Source organism: Massilia niabensis (genome assembly GCF_042655085.1).
Lineage (GTDB): Bacteria > Pseudomonadota > Gammaproteobacteria > Burkholderiales > Burkholderiaceae_D > Telluria > Telluria niabensis.
In genome coordinates, this window is record NZ_JBHSMU010000016.1 from 106,002 (window position 1) to 125,884 (window position 19,883).

At 66.3% G+C, this 19,883-nt stretch carries 17 protein-coding genes; 4 read left to right on the plus strand and 13 right to left on the minus strand.

Annotated elements, in window-relative coordinates; all coding sequences use genetic code 11:
• Positions 1-23: 23 nt before the first annotated feature.
• Positions 24-2,258 (minus strand): NADP-dependent isocitrate dehydrogenase, encoded by a 2,235-nt coding sequence (locus ACFPN5_RS21365; RefSeq protein WP_379785854.1) that lies wholly within the window; start codon positions 2,256-2,258, stop codon positions 24-26.
• Positions 2,259-2,603: 345 nt separating this feature from the next.
• Between ACFPN5_RS21365 and ACFPN5_RS21370 the strand changes: the two genes are divergently transcribed.
• Positions 2,604-3,398, plus strand: a complete 795-nt coding sequence (locus ACFPN5_RS21370) for a DUF2243 domain-containing protein (RefSeq protein ID WP_379785855.1) — start codon at positions 2,604-2,606, stop codon at positions 3,396-3,398.
• A gap of 117 nt (positions 3,399-3,515) precedes the next feature.
• Here ACFPN5_RS21370 and rpsT read toward each other — a convergent pair whose 3' ends face one another.
• Positions 3,516-3,782, minus strand: a complete 267-nt coding sequence (rpsT, locus tag ACFPN5_RS21375; protein ID WP_056339242.1) for a 30S ribosomal protein S20 — start codon at positions 3,780-3,782, stop codon at positions 3,516-3,518.
• A 209-nt stretch (positions 3,783-3,991) separates the two neighbouring features.
• On the opposite strand from rpsT, the gene murJ reads away from it, so the two are divergent.
• On the plus strand, positions 3,992-5,542 hold the full coding sequence (murJ, locus tag ACFPN5_RS21380; protein WP_379785856.1) for a murein biosynthesis integral membrane protein MurJ: 1,551 nt from the start codon (positions 3,992-3,994) through the stop codon (positions 5,540-5,542).
• Positions 5,543-5,549: 7 nt separating this feature from the next.
• Here murJ and ACFPN5_RS21385 read toward each other — a convergent pair whose 3' ends face one another.
• The 11 genes from ACFPN5_RS21385 to gspG are packed head-to-tail and all read right to left on the minus strand — an operon-like array spanning position 5,550 to position 15,130.
• Entirely contained in the window at positions 5,550-6,278 is a 729-nt protein-coding gene (locus ACFPN5_RS21385) for a type II secretion system protein (protein WP_379785857.1), read from the minus strand.
• 14 nt (positions 6,279-6,292) lie between these two features.
• On the minus strand, positions 6,293-6,679 hold the full coding sequence (locus ACFPN5_RS21390) for a type II secretion system protein (RefSeq protein ID WP_379785858.1): 387 nt from the start codon (positions 6,677-6,679) through the stop codon (positions 6,293-6,295).
• 2 nt (positions 6,680-6,681) lie between these two features.
• Positions 6,682-7,161, minus strand: coding sequence for a type II secretion system protein (locus tag ACFPN5_RS21395; RefSeq protein ID WP_379786096.1), 480 nt, complete (start codon positions 7,159-7,161; stop codon positions 6,682-6,684).
• Positions 7,161-9,203 carry a secretin N-terminal domain-containing protein gene (locus tag ACFPN5_RS21400; RefSeq protein ID WP_379785859.1) on the minus strand — a complete coding sequence of 681 codons (2,043 nt, stop codon included), beginning with the start codon at positions 9,201-9,203 and terminating at the stop codon, positions 7,161-7,163. Before ACFPN5_RS21400 ends, ACFPN5_RS21395 begins: the two co-directional genes overlap by 1 nt.
• Positions 9,203-9,829: a hypothetical protein gene (locus tag ACFPN5_RS21405; protein WP_379785860.1), complete on the minus strand. Its 627-nt coding sequence runs from the start codon at positions 9,827-9,829 to the stop codon at positions 9,203-9,205. Before ACFPN5_RS21405 ends, ACFPN5_RS21400 begins: the two co-directional genes overlap by 1 nt.
• Entirely contained in the window at positions 9,826-10,407 is a 582-nt protein-coding gene (locus tag ACFPN5_RS21410; protein WP_379785861.1) for a hypothetical protein, read from the minus strand. The genes ACFPN5_RS21405 and ACFPN5_RS21410 overlap by 4 nt, the downstream gene beginning before the upstream one ends.
• Positions 10,404-10,949, minus strand: a complete 546-nt coding sequence (locus tag ACFPN5_RS21415; RefSeq protein ID WP_379785862.1) for a PilN domain-containing protein — start codon at positions 10,947-10,949, stop codon at positions 10,404-10,406. The genes ACFPN5_RS21410 and ACFPN5_RS21415 overlap by 4 nt, the downstream gene beginning before the upstream one ends.
• On the minus strand, positions 10,946-11,788 hold the full coding sequence (locus ACFPN5_RS21420) for a hypothetical protein (protein ID WP_379785863.1): 843 nt from the start codon (positions 11,786-11,788) through the stop codon (positions 10,946-10,948). The genes ACFPN5_RS21415 and ACFPN5_RS21420 overlap by 4 nt, the downstream gene beginning before the upstream one ends.
• The gene (locus ACFPN5_RS21425; RefSeq protein WP_379786097.1) at positions 11,781-13,433 is read right to left on the minus strand and encodes a GspE/PulE family protein; all 1,653 of its coding nucleotides are present in this window, start codon (positions 13,431-13,433) and stop codon (positions 11,781-11,783) included. Before ACFPN5_RS21425 ends, ACFPN5_RS21420 begins: the two co-directional genes overlap by 8 nt.
• 41 nt (positions 13,434-13,474) lie before the next feature.
• Positions 13,475-14,662 (minus strand): type II secretion system F family protein, encoded by a 1,188-nt coding sequence (locus ACFPN5_RS21430; protein WP_379785864.1) that lies wholly within the window; start codon positions 14,660-14,662, stop codon positions 13,475-13,477.
• A gap of 27 nt (positions 14,663-14,689) precedes the next feature.
• Positions 14,690-15,130 carry a type II secretion system major pseudopilin GspG gene (gene gspG, locus ACFPN5_RS21435; protein WP_379785865.1) on the minus strand — a complete coding sequence of 147 codons (441 nt, stop codon included), beginning with the start codon at positions 15,128-15,130 and terminating at the stop codon, positions 14,690-14,692.
• 629 nt (positions 15,131-15,759) lie between these two features.
• Between gspG and ACFPN5_RS21440 the strand changes: the two genes are divergently transcribed.
• Both ACFPN5_RS21440 and ACFPN5_RS21445 read left to right on the plus strand, forming a co-directional pair.
• The gene (locus ACFPN5_RS21440) at positions 15,760-16,554 is read left to right on the plus strand and encodes an NF038120 family PEP-CTERM protein (RefSeq protein ID WP_379785866.1); all 795 of its coding nucleotides are present in this window, start codon (positions 15,760-15,762) and stop codon (positions 16,552-16,554) included.
• A 41-nt stretch (positions 16,555-16,595) separates the two neighbouring features.
• A complete protein-coding gene (locus ACFPN5_RS21445) occupies positions 16,596-19,799 on the plus strand; it encodes a S8 family serine peptidase (RefSeq protein ID WP_379785867.1) in 3,204 nt (1,067 codons plus the stop codon).
• Positions 19,800-19,883 lie beyond the last annotated feature (84 nt).

The window sequence follows — 19,883 nt, forward strand, 5'->3', positions numbered from 1 at the left end:
ATTTACTTACCAGCAAGCCTTGTTCAGCCGCCGATCGTCTCCAGCGCCGCATTGAAGGTCGCGCTCGGACGCATGACAGCCTTCACCTTGGCTTCATCGGCCTTGTAATAGCCGCCGATATCGACCGGCTTGCCCTGCACTTCCAGCAGCTCGGCAATGATCTTCTGCTCGTTCTCCGCCAGGGTCCTGGCCAGCGGTGCAAAGGCGGCGGCCAGTTCGGCGTCATCCGTTTGCGCGGCCAGTTCCTGGGCCCAGTACAGCGACAGGTAGAACTGGCTGCCGCGATTGTCGAGCTCGCCAGTCTTCGGCGAAGGCGATTTGCGGTTGTCCAGCAGCTTGCCGGTCGCGGCGTCGAGCGTCTGCGCCAGCACTTTGGCCTTGGCGTTGCCGGTCTTGATGCCGAGGTCTTCCAGCGACACGGCCAGGGCCAGGAATTCGCCCAGCGAATCCCAGCGCAGGTGGTTCTCTTCCACCAGCTGCTGCACGTGCTTCGGAGCCGAGCCGCCGGCGCCGGTTTCGTACATGCCGCCGCCGGCCATCAGCGGGACGATCGACAGCATCTTGGCGCTGGTGCCCAGTTCCAGGATCGGGAACAGGTCGGTCAGGTAGTCGCGCAGGATGTTGCCGGTCACCGAAATGGTGTCCAGGCCGCGCTTGACGCGCTCCAGGGTGTAGCGCATCGCACGGACCTGCGACATGATCTGGATGTCCAGGCCGGTGGTGTCGTGATCCTTCAGGTAGGTGCGCACCTTCTTGATCAGTTCATTCTCGTGCGGACGGTACGGATCGAGCCAGAACACGGCCGGCATGCCCGAGTTGCGCGCACGCGTCACGGCCAGCTTGACCCAGTCGCGGATCGGCGCGTCCTTGACCTGGCACATGCGCCAGATGTCCCCCTGCTCCACGTTCTGGCTCAGCAGCACTTCGCCCGTTGCCAGGTCGGTGATGTTGGCCACGCCCGCTTCCGGGATCTCGAAGGTCTTGTCGTGCGAGCCGTATTCTTCGGCCTGCTGCGCCATCAGGCCCACGTTCGGGACCGTGCCCATGGTTTTCGGGTCGAAGGCGCCATGCCATTTGCAGAAGTTGATGATCTCCTGGTAGATGCGCGCAAAAGTCGATTCCGGGATGACGGCCTTGACTTCCTTCAGCTTGCCGTTGGCGTCGTACATCTTGCCGCCGGCGCGGATCATGGCCGGCATCGACGCGTCGACGATGACGTCGTTCGGCGAATGGAAGTTGGTGATGCCCTTGGTCGAGTCGACCATGGCCAGCGCCGGACGGTGTTCCTGGCAGGCGTGCAGGTCGCGCTCGATTTCTTCGCGCTGCGAGGCCGGCAGGGTGGCGATCTTGTTGTACAGGTCGGCCATGCCGTTGTTGACGTTAATGCCCAGGCTGTCGAACAGTTCGGCGTGCTTCTCGAACGCTTCCTTGTAGAACATGCGCACGCAGTGGCCAAAGACGATCGGGTGCGAGACCTTCATCATCGTCGCCTTGACGTGCAGCGAGAACAGCACGCCCGTCTCTTTTGCGTCTTCGATCTGCTTTTCGTAGAAGGCCAGCAGGGCCTTGCGGCTCATGAACATCGAATCGATGATCTCGCCGGCCTGCAGCGCGACCTTCGGTTTCAGCACGATCGTCTGGCCGCCCTTGGTGACCAGCTCCATCTTGACTTCACGGGCGCTGTCGAGCGTCATCGACTTTTCGCCGTGGTAGAAGTCGCCGCCGGTCATGTGCGACACATGGGTGCGCGAAGCGGGCGACCATTCGGCCATCGAGTGCGGGTTCTTGCGTGCGTACTCTTTCACGGCGCGCGGCGCGCGGCGGTCCGAGTTGCCTTCACGCAGGACCGGATTGACCGAGGAGCCGATGCACTTGCCGTAGCGTGCCTTGATCGACTTCTCTTCTTCGGTCTTCGGGTCGGCCGGGTAGTCAGGGATGTTGTAGCCCTTGGCCTGCAGTTCCTCGATGGCGGTCACCAGCTGGCCGACCGAAGCGCTGATGTTCGGCAGCTTGATGATGTTCGCGTCCGGCTGGAGCGTCTTCTTGCCCAGTTCAGCCAGGACGTCCGGCACGCGCTGCTCCGGCGTCAGGTTTTCCGGGAAGGCTGCCAGGATACGGGCCGCGACCGAAATGTCGGCCTGCTCGACCTTGATGCCGGCCTGTTTGGTGAAAGTGCTGACGACTGGCAGGAAGGCGTGGGTCGCCAGCAGCGGCGCCTCGTCGGTCAGGGTGTAGATGATGGTCGGATCACTGCTCATGCGCTTTTTCCTCGGTTCTCGCGGTGTTGGTCGCGATGGTGATAACTTAAAAGTGACGCCTGTCGTCCTGCCGTCCTATCCGCAGCGATCATACTACCCCGCTTCCAGGCGCGATGGACAGATGGTGCAGGCCGTATTCGCTTGACGCGGACCTGCTGCGTCGAAGTCTTCTATAAGACATAAGACGGGCGTTTCACATTATGCACCAGTATTTTACTGTGCGCTATAGCTTTAGGGCCGGCGCCGGGGCGCGGGGCGTAGCGGGCGCACGCAAAGCATGGAACGCGCTAGCATTTCCAGCACGGCGGTACGCCCGTGCCGGCCCGGCAACCGACAGGAGAAACCATGAACGCCGTTCGTCATTCCGATGTCTCCGTCATTCCCCACCTGCGCACCCTCGGCTGGGCCGGCTTCCTGCTCGGTGTCGCCATGGGAGGTTTTTTCGACGGCATCCTGCTGCACCAGGTGCTGCAATGGCACCACCTGCTCTCGCTGGTGCCGGGCGAGCCCTGGCGCGACATCAAGGTGCAGATCCTGGCGGATGGCCTGTTCCACATGCTGATGTACCTGATCGCCGTCATCGGCCTGTGGAAGCTGTGGAAGGCGCGCGAGGTGGCGGCATCCGGGGACCGTGTGCTGCTGGCGAGCAGCGCCCTCGGCTTCGGCGTCTTCAACATCGTCGACGCGGCCGTGTTCCACTGGATCCTTCGGTTCCACCGCATCCGGCTCGACACCGACAACCCACTGTTCTGGGATTTGCTGTGGTTTGTCGTGTTCGGCCTTGCCTTCGTGGCGCTGGCCTGGTGGCTGCAGCGCGGCAGCGGCCCGATCGGCGGCAAGGCGAGCACGGCCACGCTGGCGCTCGCGGTGCTGGTTGGCGGCCCGGTCGCGGCGCTGCCGCCGCAGGACGCCGATACGGTCATGGTCTTCTTCAAGCCCGGCACCACGCCGGCCCAGGTGTTTGCCGGCATCGATGCCGTGGACGGGCGGATCCTGTGGGCGGCGCCACAGGGCGACGTCTGGGCCCTGGATGTGCGCGACAAGTCGAAGACCGCCGCGCTCTACCGCCATGGGGCTTTCCTGGTCAGCAATTCGGCGCTGGCGGTCGGGTGCGTGAAGTGGACCTCGGCGCGCGGCTGACGGAAACCGGATTCAAAACACGCCGAAAAAGCAGAAAAACCCGCCAGGACCAAAGTCGGGCGGGTTTCTTCCACTGTACTTCCTGTGCGCGGCGAATCGCCGCGCGCCAACCGGTGATTAAGCCGACAGGGCTTTCAGGGCAGCAGCCAGGCGGCTCTTGTGGCGAGCGGCCTTGTTCTTGTGGATGATCTTCTTGTCAGCGATGCTGTCGATGGTCGAGACCGACGACTGGAAGATGCTGGTTGCGGCAGCTTTGTCGCCAGCCTGGATGGCCTTGCGGACGGCCTTGATTGCGGTACGCAGGGTCGAGCGCTGGGCGCTGTTGTGTGCGTTTTGCTTAACTGCTTGACGAGCGCGCTTGCGTGCTTGTGCGGTATTTGCCATGGAATTTCCTAAATCGGGGTCAAGTTGCGTTTGCAAACAGTAGCGAGTCAAACTGGCCCATTCCAGTGCCTGCCAAACATCAGTGTCTGCTAACAGAATTCAGTACAGCCCACGATTATAGCGAAGGAATCCCTGCCTAGCAATTCATTCTTCACATTTGTCTTGGAAGAAACTCCGCGCGAGGTGTTGCACCGCTATAATCTCGCCCCATGAATCTGCTCAAGACCCTCGCTGCCATCTCCAGCATGACCATGGTGTCCCGCGTCACCGGACTGCTGCGCGAAAGCCTGTTCGCAGCCGCCTTTGGCGCCTCCAACTTCACCGACGCCTTCAACATTGCCTTTCGCCTGCCGAACCTGCTGCGGCGCCTGTTTGCCGAAGGCGCGTTCTCGCAGGCCTTCGTGCCCATCATTACGGAATACAAGACGAAACACGGCCAGGACGCCACCAAGACCCTGGTCGACCACGTCGCGACCGTGCTGATCTGGGCCACGGTGCTGACCAGCGTCGCCGGCATCCTGGCCGCGCCGGTGCTGATCTACTGGATCGGCGGCGGGCTGCAGCGCGAGCCGGCCGCCTTCGATGCGGCGGTCGTCATGACCCGGATGATGTTCCCCTACATTGCCTGCATGGCCTTCGTCGCGCTGGCCAGCGGCGTGCTCAACACCTGGCGCCAGTTCAAGATTCCGGCGATCACCCCGGTGCTGCTGAACCTGTCGTTCATCTTCGCCGCCCTGGTGCTGGCCGACTACTTCGAGCAGCCGATCTACGCGATGGCCGTGGGCGTGTGCATCGGCGGCGTGCTGCAGGTGGCGCTCCAGATTCCCTCGCTGGTGAAGATCGGCATGCTGCCGCGCCTGTCGATCAACCCGCTGGTCGGCCTGCGCGACGCCGGCGTGCGCCGCATGCTCGGCAAGATGGGGCCGGCCGTGTTCGCCGTCGGTGCGGCCCAGATCAGCCTCCTGATCAATACCACCATCGCGGCCGGGCTGGCGGCGGGCGCCGTCACGGCGCTGCAGTATGCGGACCGGCTGATGGAGTTGCCGACCGCCCTGCTCGGCGTGGCGCTGGGCACGATCCTGCTGCCGGGCCTGGCGAAAGCCAATACCGAAGGCGATACCCGAGAATACTCGGCCCTGCTGGACTGGGGCCTGCGCCTGACCTTCCTGCTGGCGATTCCCGCGGCGGTCGGCATGGCGGCCCTGGCCGAGCCGATGATCGCCACCCTGTTCCACTACGGCGCCTTCGACAGCACCGACGTGCACAACTCGTCGATGCCGCTGATGGCCTACAGCGCCGGCCTGCTCGGCTTTATCCTGGTCAAGACCCTGGCCCCGGCCTTCTTTGCGCGCCAGGACGTGCGTACCCCGGTGCGGATCGCGGTCGGCGTGATGGTGGCGACGCAGCTGATGAACCTGGTCTTCGTGCCACTGTTCGGCGTCGCCGGCCTGGCACTGTCGATCGGCGTCGGCGCCTGCATCAATGCCGCCTTCCTGTACACCGGCCTACGCAAGCGCAACATCTACGCGCCGCTGCCGGGATGGGGCATCTTCTTCTTCAAGCTCGTCGTGGCCGTGGCGGTGATGGGGGTGGTGGCGTGGTACTGCCAGGCCCAGTTCGACTGGATCGCCATGCGCGCCCAGCCGTTCATGCGCGGCGGCGCCCTGCTGGCTATCATTACCCTCAGTGGCATCAGCTATTTCGGCATGCTCGTGGCGATGGGCTTCCGGCCGCGCGACTTCAAGCGGCGCGCCAAATAAAAACGGCTTAACCGCCGCGCCGGACTGGTGCCGGCGGCGGCTCGGCCGTCTCGGGCGGCGCTTCCTCTTCTTCTTTTTCTTCCTCTTCCTGCGGGTCGGCCGGTTCCGGTGGAGGCGGCGGCACCAGCTCGCGCAGCACGCCCTGCTCCGCGACCGGGGCGGCCACAGGGGCGGCCGGTTCCGGCGGCGGCGGGAACATCGTCGCATCCACCGGGGCGCCCTGCCCCTGCACCGCGCCATTCGCGGACGGACCCTGTCCGTTGGCCGTGAACTTCCAGTCCGACAAATGCTGTTTGTGCTCGAAGTTGACGAAGCGCGTATCGAAATTGGCAACCTTCAGCGGCTTTGCCTGCGACAGGCTGTACACCCCCAGGATCGGCGTGCCTGGCGCTGCCTGCACCAGCCCCCACTCGGCGCTGCCGGTGATCGGATCGACGAAAATGCGGCGCAGGTGGCGGCGCGGGCTGGGAAAGCGCGGGTCGCGCAGCAGGGCCTCGAGCGACAGCGGCTGCGCCGGCTGGCCCGGCGGCGTGGCCTGCGCATAGCTGGCGAGCGCCGCGCTGAACTCGGCGCCGATGGCCAGCAATTCGTTTTCCGCCTCGGCGCGCTGCAGCAGCGCGCCGACCTTGAGCGTGGCCGCGCCGACCATGCCGATGATGGTCACGAACACGATCAGGCCGATGTAGGTAAAGCCGGCCTCGGCCCGGGGCGCGCGCCCTTTCAGGTTTCCATTCACGTGTCTAGTCACGCCTACCAGTCGGCGTAGGGCTTGCCGCTGCGGTCATTGCCGGGCGCGCCGCTGCGCAGGTCGTAGACGCCGCCCAGCGCGCCATCCTCCGGCGGCACCACGGTCCAGGTACTGGTGCTTTCGGTGATCGGGTCGAGCGGCAGGCCGCGCAGGTATTTTTTCTCGACCAGTTCTTCGAGCGATTCGGGATAGCGCCCCGTATCGCTGTAGTACTGGCCGATGATCTCGCGGGTATTGCGCAGGTTTTCGGCGAGGATCGTTTCGCGCGACTTGTCGATGCTCGGGAAAAAGCGCGGCACCGCCAGCGTCAGCAGCAAGGCGATGATGCCGAGTACCACCAGCAGTTCGATCAGGGTAAAGCCGCGCAGGCGCGCTATCGAAGATTTCATGCTCACCACCGGTTGTACGGCACGCCATTCAGGCCGGGCCGGGTGGACGTGGAATACACGTCGTAGACATCGTCGCCTTCGCGCGGCTCGGCCGCTTCGCTGGCGTAGCTGCGCTTGCCCCAGGTCTCGGCATCGAGCAGCGCCGGATCGGGGTTGAACGGATCGCGCGGCAGGCGCCGCAGGAAAAAGATCTTGGCGCGCTTCGGGCTGCGCAGGTCGGGTACGCCCTCGACCAGGAGTTCGAGCCTGGGCGGGTAGCCGGTGGCGCCGACCGCGCGCGTGACGCGCCCTTCGTCGAAGGCCTTTTTATAGGCGTCGATCCCCTGGCGGATTTCCCGCAGCGAACGGCGCAGCTCCTGTTCCTGCTTGCGCTGGGCCGTCACCTGCGCCACCGGCAGCACCAGGGTGCCGAGCAGCGCCAGGATCGCCAGCGTGACCAGCAATTCGACCAGCGTGAAACCGCGGCCCGGGCGACGCACGATCACTGGCCCCCGTTCGAAGGAGTGCCCTGGGGTGCCGGGATCGGCGTGATGACCACGCCGGCCGCCGGGGCCGGGGCAGCCGCAGGCGAGGACAGCGACGGCGTGGCCGGCAGCGTCGACGACGGCAGGCCCTGGGCCGGGGCCGTCCCGCTTGCGGGCGCGGCCGCCGGCGCCGGCGCTGGCACCCCATTCTGCAGCGCCGGGACGCCTGGCACAGGCAGGCCCGGGATTCGTACCGGCACACTGACCTGCGCTTCAGGACGGCGGCGGAAATTCGCCTCGGTGCCGGCGGCGAACTCCGACGCGCTGGCCGGCGGGCGCTGCACCGTGCGCACCAGGTGCGGCGTAATCGACAGCACGATCTCGGTCTTGTCTTGCGTATCGTTGGTGCGCCCGAACAGGCGGCCCAGGATCGGCAGGTGACCCAGGCCCGGCACCTTGCTGCCGCTGCTGCGGTCTTCGTTGTTGATCAGGCCGGCCAGCACCTGGTTTTCGCCATCCTTCAGCTGCAGCATGGTATTGGCCGAGCGGGTACCGATGCGGTAGGCCACCGAGCCCGAATTGGTGCGCAGGGTATCGACCACGTTGCTCACCTCGAGCGAGATGCGGATCGCCACTTCGTTGTTCAGGTAAATGGTCGGCTCGACGTTGAGGGTCAGGCCGACGTCGACATAGGTGACGTTCTCGGTCGCGAAATTGCCCACGCCGCCGGTCGACACGGTGGCCGAAATGTTCGGCACCTTGTCGCCGATGACGACCTTGGCCTTTTCCTTGTTGCGCACGCGGATGCGCGGATTGGCCAGGGTATTCGAATCGCCGTCGGTACGGTTCGCGCTCAGGCTGGCCGATACTCCGCTCACGCCGATCCGGCTGCTCGACAGGGCGCGCAGCGCGTCGATCGTCAGGGGCGCGCCGCTGGCCGCCTGCAGGGGCGAAAAGCCGAGCGTCGTGGGCCAGGCGATGCCCAGCTCGGTGATGCTGCTGCGCTTGATCTCGAGGATCTCGACGTCGAGCATCACTTCCGGCTCGGCCACGTCCTGCAAGGCCACCAGCTTGGTCGCCAGCCGGATCGCTTCGGGGCTGTCGCGCACGATCACCAGGTTCAGTTTTTCGTCGATCACCACGTCGCGCGACTTGACGATGGTTTTCAGCGTATTGCCGATGTTCTTCGCGTCGGCGTTGGCCAGGTAGAAGGTCTTGACCGTCTGTTCCTGGTATTCGCGCAGCTTGGCCGCGGTGTTCGGATAGATCATCACCGTATTGCCGTCCATGACCTGCTGCTCGAGCTGGTTGCTCATCAACAGGAAATAGATGGCCGCTTCCACATTGCTGTTCTTCAGGAAGATCGAGGTGCGGGTATCGGTCTTGACGTCCTTGTCGAACACGAAGTTCAGGCCGGAACGCTGGGAGATGACCTCAAAGGCCTGCTTCAAGGCCACGTCGCGGAACTCGATGCTGATCTGGGTGCGGTAGGCGGCGGCCAGTCCGCCCTGCGCCGGGCGTGCAGCCTGCGCTTCGCTGATCTTCGCCATCAGGCGGCGTGCCGGTTCGTGCTCCGGGCGCTCGGTCAGGACCGCCGTCGCATGCTGGCGCGCCGTGTCGATATCCTTGTTCTCGAAGGCCTCGTTCGCCGCGTTCATCAGCTTGACGTGGCGGGCGTCGGCCTCGACCTGGCGCAGGCCGGCGCGGGCGCGCTCGTTGGCGGGGTCGAAGGCCAGCACGCTCTGGTAATCCTGGGCCGCGAGCGCCGCCTGCCCCTCGGCCAGGCGGCGCTCCGCGTTTTCCAGCAGGCGGGTGGCGGCGCGGTCGCGCGCGCCCAGCAAGGCGACACGGAAGGCGGCGTTGCCCGGATCGGCGGCCACGGCTTCGCGGTACTTGGCCAGGCCTGCCTCGACCTGGTCTTGCGCGACCAGCTGCTGGCCCTCGCGGTAGGCGGACTGGCCGGCGCAGCCGGCCAGGGACAGCGAGAAGGACAAGGCAAGCAGCGTCGCGGCGCGCGCGCGCGGCGCCTGCGGGGACATGCCATTCGGATGACTAGCCATCAGTCGAATGCTCCAATATTAAGCTGCTGAACCTGGTTCAAGGGCAGATAGGTAAGGGTCAGGATGGGCGGCGCGATGGCGTCGACCCGGTAGGTGCCGTCGATGACGGTCTTCGGTTTCACGATATAGGTCTGGCCGGCGCGTGCCAGGTAGACTTCCCAGACGCCGTTCTCGAGCGCCTTGCCGAGCAGGGTGAACGGCAGCGGCGGTGCGGTCGGCGGCGGCGGCGGTGGCGGCGCGACCGGCGCAGGCGGTGGTGGCGGCGGTGGCGTCCAGTCGCGGGTGCCGAAAGCATTGCTCCCCTGTTTCAGGCCATCGACCCGCACCAGCGCGTGGCGCGGCAGCAGGCGCAGGATGTGCGGTGTCGTCTTGGCGCCGGGCGGCTGCGCGGCGCCTGCCGGCAGGGCCTGCACCGGCGTCACCGGCGGCAGGCGCGCCGGGGTCTGGGCGCGCTGCGCCAGCCCCGCATCGGCGGCGGGTGCGGCGGCGGTTGCCGCCGCGGGTGCGGAAGGTTCGGCGCGCTCCACAGCCTCGGCCACCTCGCCCTCGGGACTGTTGTCGCCGAACGCCACCAGTGCGGCCGCAGCCACCAGGGCGGCGCCCATGATCATGTGGCGCGTCTTCATGGCGCGCCTCCCGGGCGTTCGGCCAGGTACAGGGTCAGGCGCAGGCGGGCTTCTACCTGGGCGTCGCCGATTCCCTCGCGCTTGAAGCTGATCTCGTCGAGGGAGGCGAACGGGATCGCCCGCAGCGCGCCGAGCGCGAACTGCCAGATGGCGCCGTAACTGCCCTTCACCGGCAAGGTCACTTGGTAGGTGTGCACGCGCGCGTTGCGCTCGTAGGCGGCCTTGTACTCGCCCTGGCGCAGTACTAGGCCCGACTTCGCGGCCAGCGCGAACAGCGCCCTGACCTGCTGCGCGGCATGGTCGCGCTCGCCCAGGGTGTCGTAGAACAGCGCCAGGTGGTGTTCGTCGGTGGCCGGCGGCGCCAGCGCCACCGGCGCGGCCGGCAAGGCCGCCACGCGCCGCGCCAGCAGGCGCGCTTCGCCTTGCAGCTCGCGCGCCGGCACCAGCCAGGCCAGCGCCGCTGCCGCGCCGATGCACAGCGCCAGGGCGCCGAGCGCGACCGGGTTGGCCGTGGACAGCGCGATCCTCAGGCGCAGCCAGGCGGCCGCCATCAGATTACGGCTTACTGCGCGGCTCATTGCGGCCTCCATTGGGCGTCGAGCTGGAAGCGGATCGGCCGGTTCGGGTCCTGCTCGTTGATTTCGTGGCGGGTCAAAGCGACGTTCGCAAACCACTCCAGGTCCTGCACGCGTTCGACATAGGCGAGCATGTCGTCGCTGCTGCGCGCCTCGGCGGTAATGCGCAGCACGCGCCGCTTCGCATCGGGCTCCAGCGCGAGCAGCGCCACCGCGGCGGGCGTCGTGGCTGCGACCGCATCGTGCAGGTCGCGCCATGGCAGGTTCAGTTGCAGGATGGCGGCGTTCACGGCTGCTGCCTGCGCTTCGCTGGCAACCGGCGCGCGCACCGCGACCGGCAGCGCAAGGGGGGCGGCCACGCGCGCGTTGCGTGCGGCCAGTTCCGCCTCGAAGGCGTGCTTCTCGGTCAGGTAATGGTTGGCGTACAGCGCGGCCGGCAGGGCCAGGCACACGCCCGCCGCCAATATCAACCACGCCAGGCGCGGCGTATGGAACAGCGTGCGGCGCAGTCCCGGCGGGGCAAAATCGATGCGAACGCGCTTCATGCGCCCCTCCCGGTGGCCGCGAGGCGGGCCGCGCCCGGCCATGCCGGCGAGGCTGCCGCATCGGCTTCGCCGTCGAGCAGCATGCAGTCGAATCCCGCGCCTGGCGCGCCGACCCAGGCGCGCGCGAGTCCATGCCCGCCGGCGCCGCAGACCTGCACCAGGGACGGCGCCGCAGCGCCCGTGAGCAAGGCTTCGCGCGCGATGTGGGCGTCCAGCCAGGCACGGCCGGCGGCCGGCGGTATGACAGCGGTGCGCACGGCTGCGAGCGCGCCGCGCTCGAAAACGGCCAGGGTCAGGACCGCGCCCTCCACCTGCGCGAACCAGGCGTTCGGGCGGCGCAGCTTGCGCCAGCCGTTCAGGGATGCCACGAATTGCGGCACGACCTCGACCAGGTGGAAGCGGTGTTCGGCGGCGCTTTGCCGCAAGGTGGCGAGCAGGGGCGCGGGCAGCGCGGCGGCCAGGAAGGGCCGGTCCGCATCCCAGTCGGCGCTGATCTGCCAGCCGGTGGCGGGCGCGCCGAACAGCGCCTGGAAGCGCAGTGCGGCGGCCGCTTCGAGGTCGGCCATGCGCCCTGCCCCCTGCGGCGGCGTCACCTGCCAGGTGCGCGCCAGTTCGTCGGCCAGCACGACCGCGACCGGGCGCCCGGCAGCCGGCATCCCGGCCAGCAGACGACGCAGGCCGTTGCCCAGGGCGGCGGCGCCGTCGGCGGGGTCGAGCCGGGCTTCGGCCAGCAGGCTGCGCCTTGGCTGGAAGCCGCGGCTGGCCTGGACCAGCGCCAGGCTGTCGCCGGCCACGCCAATACGTAAGGCTTGCAGCGTATTCAGGAAGCGCTCAAGCATGCAGGGTCACCCGTTTGATTTCGTCGAGGGTGGTGGCGCCGCGCCGCACCAGGTCAAGCGCGGCCAGGCGCAGGCTGCGGGTGCCGTTCGCGTGGGCGGCCGCCTTGATCTGGCGGATCGGGCGCTTGTCGACGATCAGCTCGCGGATCTCGTCGTTCAGGGTCAGGATTTCGGCGATCGAACGGCGGCCCTTGTAGCCGGTGCCGCGGCAGTCGCCACAGCCCTTGCCGCGCATGAAGACGTATTCGCCCACTTCCTCGCGCTCGAGGTGCACGCCTTCGAGTTCCGCGTCAAGCGGGTCGTACTGCGCCGCGCAGTGCGGGCAGTTGGTGCGGATCAGGCGCTGGGCCCAGATGCCGTTCAGGGCCGACACGAACGCGTAGGGATCGATCCCCATGTGGGTGAAGCGCCCGAAAACATCGAACACGTTGTTCGCGTGCACCGTGGTCAGGACCAGGTGGCCGGTCAGGGCCGACTGCACGGCAATCTCGGCGGTCTCGCGGTCGCGGATCTCGCCGACCATGATCTTGTCGGGGTCGTGGCGCAAAATGGAACGGAGCCCCTTGGCAAAGGTCAGGCCCTTCTTTTCGTTGACCGGAATTTGCAGGATGCCGGGCAGCTGGTATTCGACCGGGTCTTCGATGGTGATGATCTTTTCGCGGCCGTTGTGGATTTCGGTCAGCGCCGCATACAGGGTGGTGGTCTTGCCCGAGCCGGTCGGGCCGGTCACCAGCAGCATGCCGTAGGCTTCCTGCGCCAGCGTGCGCAGGGTCACCAGCGAGGGCGCGTCGAAACCGAGGGCCTCGAGCGTGAGGGAGCCATAGGCTTCGATCATGGCGCGCTTGTCGAGGATACGGATCACCGCGTCCTCGCCGTGGATGCTCGGCATGATCGACACCCGCAGGTCGATCTCGCGCCCGCCCGCCTCGACCCGGAAGCTGCCGTCCTGCGGTACGCGGCGCTCGGCGATGTCGAGTTCGGCGAGCACCTTCAGGCGCGAGATGATCTGTTCGGCCGTCTCGATGCCGCCGACCGAGGTCGCATGGTCGAGCACGCCGTCGATGCGGTATTTCACCGCCAGGCCGCCGACGGTGCTTTCCAGGTGGATGTCGGACGCCCCGGCTTTCAGTGCATCGTACAGGGTCGAGTTGACCAGCTTGACGGCGGGACTGGCCCCTTCCGAGACCGAGGCGAAGGACAGCACGGCGGCGGTCTTGCCGTCGCGCCGGCCCTCGCTCGCGCCGGGCGCCAACGTGTCGACCGCGCGCGCCGACTCCTCCTGCTTCGACAGGTAGGCCTGGATATCCGATTGCAGCGCCAGGCGCATGTGCAGGGGCGCGGCGGCGCTGGCGCGCGCCTGGGTCGACAGCCAGGTCTGCAGGTCGAGGTCGAACGGATCGGCGATCACGCCCGTGAGGGCGCCGTCGGCGCCGCGCAGCAGCACGCAGTGGCGCGCCAGCGCCTGCGCCAGCGGCAGCAGCTCGAAGGCCGGCGCCTGGCTCAGCATCTCGGCCGTTTCCATCACCGGCAGGCCGAAGGGTTCGGCCAGCGCGCGCACGATCTGGCGCGGATCCAGGCCGCTGGCCGCTTCCAGCTCGGCCACCAGGGGGCGCTGCGAGGCGCGGCTGGCGGCGCGGGCGCGCATCAGCAATGCCGCATCAAATCGGCCATCAATCAAGGGGGCGTTCAGGACATGTCTCCGGCCAGGTCAAAAATGGGCATGTAGAGCAGCACCACGATGGCGCCCACGATCAGGCCGATCGCGGCCATCAGGAGCGGCTCGAAGGTGCGCGTGAAACGGTCGATCCAACGGCTGATCTCGCCGTCGTAGAAGGCGGCGGACTGGGTCAGCATCGGCCCCATGTCGCCGGTGCGCTCGCCGACGCGCAGCATGCGCAGCGAAATCGGGGTGGTCAGGCCATGGGCCTCGAATGCGGTCGAGAGCGGCTGGCCCGCTTCGATCACGGCGCGCGCCTGCGCCAGGCGCGCGCGCACCGCCGGCGAGACCATGCCCTGCACAGTCTCGATGGCCTGCACGATGACGATGCCGCCTTCGCTCAGCATGCCGAGGGTGAGGTAGAGCCGCGAGAGTTCGTAGATGCGCACGCGCTCGCCGATGCCCGGCAGGCGCTGCACCAGGCGCGCCAGGGCGCCGCTCCTGGACAGGTGGCGCAGGCCGAGCACGGCGGCGGCCAGCACGGCGGCCGCGGCGCCCGCCAGCAAGGTCCCGTGGCTTGCGGCGAACTGGCCCCAGCCGAGCAGCATCTTCGACATCCATGGCAGGTCGCGCCCGGCGCCCTGGTAAACCTCGGCGAAGCGCGGCACCACGTAGCCAATCAGGAAAGCGCTCACGCCGCCACCGACCATCAGGAGGATCACGGGATAGATCGCGGCGCTGACCAGCTTGGCGCGTACCACGTCGATGCGCTGCTGGTAGTCGATGAAACGGGAGAGCGAACGCGGCAGGTCGCTGGTGCCTTCGGCGGCGCGCACGATGCCGACATACAGGGGCGGGAACAGATCAGGCTGCTCGGCCAGTACTTTCGAAAAGCGCTTGCCTTCGCGCAGCCCGCCGAGCAGGCGCTCGAGCACGCCGCGCGTACCGGGATTGGTTTCCTTTTCCAGCAGCGCCTCGAGCCCTTCGACGATGCCGAGGCCCGCCGACAGCAGCGCCAGCAGCTCCTGGCTGAACAGCACCAGCGACAGGTGGCGGCTGCTCTTGCGGCGGCCCAGCCCGCGCGCGACCGGTTCGACCGCACTGATATAGAGGCCGCGCGCTTCGAGCTGCCGGCGCGCGTCGGCCTCGTCGGGCGCATCGACGACCTCGCTGGCAATCGACATGTCAGGCGCAAGGGTGCGGACAACAAACTGCATGGAAACCGCTTTCGGGGGGCGCGGTTATTACTGCGAGCTGACGTCGGCGTCTTCGCCGGCGCCGCCCGGCTGGCCGTCGCGGCCGGTCGAGACGATCTCGTATTCACCCTTGCTGCCCGGCGAACGGTACACGTAGGGGTGGCCCCATGGATCTTGCGGGATGCCTTTTTTCAGGTAGGGGCCGTTCCACTTCGGCGCCACCGCCGGCGGCGCGCTCATCAGGGCGGCGAGGCCCTCCTCGCTGGTCGGATAGCGGCCGATGTCGAGACGGTAGGTGTCGAGCGACTTTTCGAACGCTTCGATCTGGGCCCTGGCGATGGTCACCTGGGACTTGCCCAGCTGGCCGAAGTATTTCGGGCCGACGTAGGCGGCCAGCAAACCAATGATGACGATGACAACCAATAACTCGAGCAGCGTGAAGCCGCCGTCATGCCGACGCAGGGTCCGACCTTGTTTCATTGCATACATCCAACTGACTCCCCGATTGCTCTACGAACAAAACTGCACCGCCTTTGCCATGACCCTGGGGTGATCGGCTTGCTGCCAGACACGTTCCGGATTCGGCGTGCAAGGCTACCACGCTGTTATCTGTCACGACAACTTTTCTTTGTTTCAGCAGCGCCAAGCAAAAGACACTGTAGAACTTTCAGTTGCATAAGATAAACAACAGTTTCTCGATAAAAATCCGTTCTCGGTGTTCACAAGAGATGAGTCAATTTATTAATCGCATACGGCAAATGTGCGGCATCAGCTCGGGTTGTTTATCTTTGGAAACATTAATTTCTCCGTGAAACTTTATCCCAGCTCTCTAGGCATAAGCACCACTTTAATTAATGAGATACCGCAAGTATGTGGTCGATTTTAAACAGACTTGCATTGCATTGACAGCATGGTGTTTTTCTAGGAGGAACGGAATTTTCTCTGGAAAACCGCATTAAAAAATGTATTTTCCACGTTACAATTTTTTACACGCATCTTATTTCGCTTGCTATATTCGACGACAACCCGTGTGGAAACATTGCGGGTAAAAAATAGCAGTAAGCGCACAGTACCAAATCATTGCCATATAAAACTTAACGATAAAGGTAGACCGACTGATGACTCGCTCAAATAACCCTGCTGTGCACACCAATGCCACGGGTGTCCTGAAAAAACTGCTGTGCGTTTCCATGATTGGCGCCCTCGGTGCCGTTGCCGCCCCGGCCAGTGCTGCCGTGGTGACCTTTGACGCTGTCCAGAACATCGTCAGCCCGCAATTGAATAGCGGCGATACCGTCTACAACACCGGCGACGCCTTTACCGAAGCAGGCTTCACCCTGCGCGTGGCCAACAGCGCCACTGCCGACGCCGGCGAAGTCGGCCTGGTCGGCGCGCTGGTCGACTCCAGCGACGCCTTTGCCTGTGTCATCACCTCCTGTCCGGTGGGTAACGGCAGCACTTATTTCGCCGGCCTGAACGACGGCGTACTGAACGTCTCGGTCAACCGCGGCGCGGGCTTCCGCGTCAGCGCCCTGAGCTATGCCTTCCTGGCGCCGACCGCCGGCTTGCCGAACTTCAGCTATGGCCAGCTGGTCCTGACCGGCACCACCCAGAGCGGCGCCACGATCAGCCTGGCAAGCGCCTTCCCGGGCCAGAACGCCGCCGGCAGCTTCACCTTCGACCAGTTCATGGTGGACCGCGCATTCGGCCGCACCACGCTGACCAGCCTGTCGCTCAACGCCTGCCTGTTCGATGGCAACGGCGACTGCTCGAGCGAGCGCAGCTTCACCCAGAACCAGGCCCAGTTCGCGATCGACAACCTGAACCTGGCGGTGATCCCGGAGCCGACCTCGATCGCCCTGATGCTGCTCGGCCTGGCCGGCCTGGGCACCGTGTCGCGCCGCCGCAAGTAATCACGCGACGCCTCCCTCATACAGAACAAGGATTTGAATAAATGAACCTGCGTCCCGTCTCGTTTGCCGTGCTCACGCTGCTGTCCAGCCTGGCACTGACTGCTTCCGCCCAGGAAGTGCGCCGCTCCTACATCGTGCAACTGGCCGACAAGCCAGTCGCTTCCTACACCGGCGGCGTCGCCGGCCTGCAGGCCACCAAGCCGGCCGCCGGCCAGCGCCTGGACGTGTCGGCAGCCGACGTGCAAGCCTACATCGGCTACCTGGAGCAAAAACAGAACAACGTCCTGTCGACCGTCGGCACGGCCCAGCTGACCCACAAGTACAAGGTGGTGTTCAACGGCTTCGCAGCCCTGCTGACCGACGCCGAAGTCAAGGCCCTGAAAGGTGACCCGGCGGTCGCCGCCATCACCGCCGACGAAGAGCGCCAGCTCGACACCAACTACACCCCAGCCTTCCTGGGCCTCGACAAGCCGACCGAAGGCCTGTGGAACCAGCAATCGGGCGGCAAGGAAAAAGCCGGCGACGGCGTCGTCATCGGCATCGTCGACAGCGGCCTCTGGCCCGAGAACAAGGCCTTTGCCGACCGCGTCGACGCCAACGGCGAACCGACCTTCGATGTCAGCGGCACCCAGGTATACGGCGCAGTGCCAGCCGGCTGGAAAGGCGCCTGCGAAACCGGCGAAGGATTTACCGCCGAGCATTGCAACAACAAGCTGATCGGCGCACGCTACTTCAACAAGACGTTCAAGCTGAGCGGCCGTGCCCAGCACTGGTCCGACTTCACATCGCCGCGCGACTCGGTCGGCGGCGCAACCGGCAAGGGCGGCCATGGCACGCACACCGCCAGCACCGCCGGCGGCAATCACGGCGTGTCGGCGACCATGAACGGCCTGTCGATGGGCAAAGTCAGCGGCATCGCGCCACATGCGCGCATTGCCGCCTACAAGGTCTGCTGGACCTACGTCGACCCGACCAACCCGGACGGCAGCGGCTCGCGCAATGGCTGCTTCAACTCGGACAGCGTGGCCGCTATCGACCAGGCCGTGATCGACGGCGTCAACGTCATCAATTTCTCGATCAGCGGCTCGCAGACCAGCGTCGCCGATGCGGTCGAACTGGCCTTCTTCGGCGCGGCCGACGCCAACGTGTTCGTCGCCGCCTCGGCCGGCAACTCCGGTCCGGCCAATACCGTGGCCCACCTGAGCCCATGGATCACCACCGTCGGTGCGTCGACCCACAACCGCCTGAACGGCGCCACCGTCACCACCGGCGCCGGCATCAAGTATGTCGGTGCGTCGCTGAACACGACCGCACTGCCGCAGACACCGGCAATTTCGGCACGCGATGCCGGCCTGGTTCCGTTCGCAAGCCTGAACCCTGCAGACCAACTGGCGCGCCGCCTGTGCTATACGGCAGCCGACCGCACTGCCTATGGCGGCAGCCCCGCCGCCGCACTCGACGCCAGCCTGGTCAATGGCAAAGTGGTCCTGTGCGAGCGCGGCAACAGCGCCCGCACCGACAAGAGCCGCGCAGTGGCAGAAGCAGGCGGCGCCGGCATGGTCCTGATCGACACCGCGAACTCCCTGGTGTCGGAAATCCACAGCATCCCGACCGTGCACATCAGCCTGGCCGACGGCACGGCCCTGCGCACCTATGTCCAGGCCAACGCAGGCGCGACCGTCTCGATCGGCACCTGGTCGCCACAGGTTGGCGCCGCTCCTGCCCCTGTGATGGCCAGCTTCTCGTCGCGCGGCCCGAACCGTGGCTACAATAACATCCTCAAGCCTGACCTGACCGCTCCGGGCGTCGACATCCTGGCCGGCTATACCCCGGCCCAGACCCAGGCCGAGCGCGATGCGATCGCCGACGGCAGCCTGGTGCCAGGATCGGCATGGGCGTCTATCCAGGGCACCTCGATGTCGAGCCCGCACGTGGCCGGCCTCGCCGCCCTGCTCAAGCAGCTGCACCCGACCTGGTCGCCAGCGGCCATCAAGTCGGCCCTCATGACTACTGCCGCCGCCACCTTCAACGATGGCCAGCCAGGCGCCGCCAACGGCCGCCTGCCATGGGCCCAGGGCGCGGGACACGTGGTGCCGAACAAGGCCACCGATCCAGGCCTGGTGTATGACGCCAACACCACCGACTACCTGCGTTACATGTGCGGCGTGGGCGGCATCGTCGGCGCGGCAACCTGCCAGAGCACCGGCAGCATCCCGGCCTACAACCTGAACCTGCCTTCGCTGACCGCAGGCAACGTGCTGGGCAAGCTGACCATGACGCGTACCGTCACCAACGTCAGCGACAAGCCGTCCACCTACACCGCCACGGCCTCGCTGCCAGGCTTCTCGGTCGCCGTCTCGCCGTCGACGCTGAACCTGGCGCCGGGTGCCAAGGGTACGTTCAGTGTCGCCCTGACCCGCACCGACGCGCCAATGGACGCCTACAGCTTCGGCGCCCTGGAATGGCGTGACGGCAGCCACGTGGTCCGCAGCCCGCTGACCGCACGCCCGACGGCCTTTGTGGCCCCAAGCGTGCTGCACAGCGAGCAAGTGACCGGCAACACCGTGTTCACCGTGGGCGCCGGCTTCAGCGGCAAGCTCACCGCAAACAAGGGCGGCCTGAAAGCGGCGACCCTGAACGAGCAGAGCGTCGGCACCACGCTGGCAGCCGATGGCGGCGTGCTGGAATGCAAGAACGGCGGCTCGGCCGGCGTGACGGCAACCAGCTTCACTATCCCTGCCAACACGATGGTGGCCCGCTTCTCGCTGCGCGACATCGACACCAGCGGCTTCAAGGGCGGCAAGCCTGACGACCTCGACCTGATCATGTTCGACTCGGCTGGCGTGCAAGTCGGTTACAGCGGCACCGCCACCTCGAACGAGATGATCACCCTGATGGCGCCGGCTGCCGGCACCTACCGGGTCTGCGTGGCCGGCTACGCCCCTACCGGCGGCAGCGCGACCTACACCCTGGCATCGTGGATCGTCGGCCGCAGCGACATCGGCGGCAACCTGAAAGTCACCCTGCCAAGCAGCGTGTTCGTCGGCGGTACCGCGTCGGCAGCCGCGAGCTGGTCGGGCCTGACCGCTGGCCAGCGCTACATGGGTGCGGTCCAGTACCTGATGGGCACCACGCCACTGTCGACCACCCTGCTGGAAGTCGACGCCACCAACCCGGTCCCGTTGCCTGGCGTGACCACCAAGGTGGCAGCAGGCGCCGAGCGCACGACCGCGATGGCGCACTAAGCAGAAGTAAAGAAGTAAAAAAGTAAAAAACGCTGCGTGCCTCTGGCACGCAGCGTTTTTTTACTCCTTGCAGCGCTTTCGCGT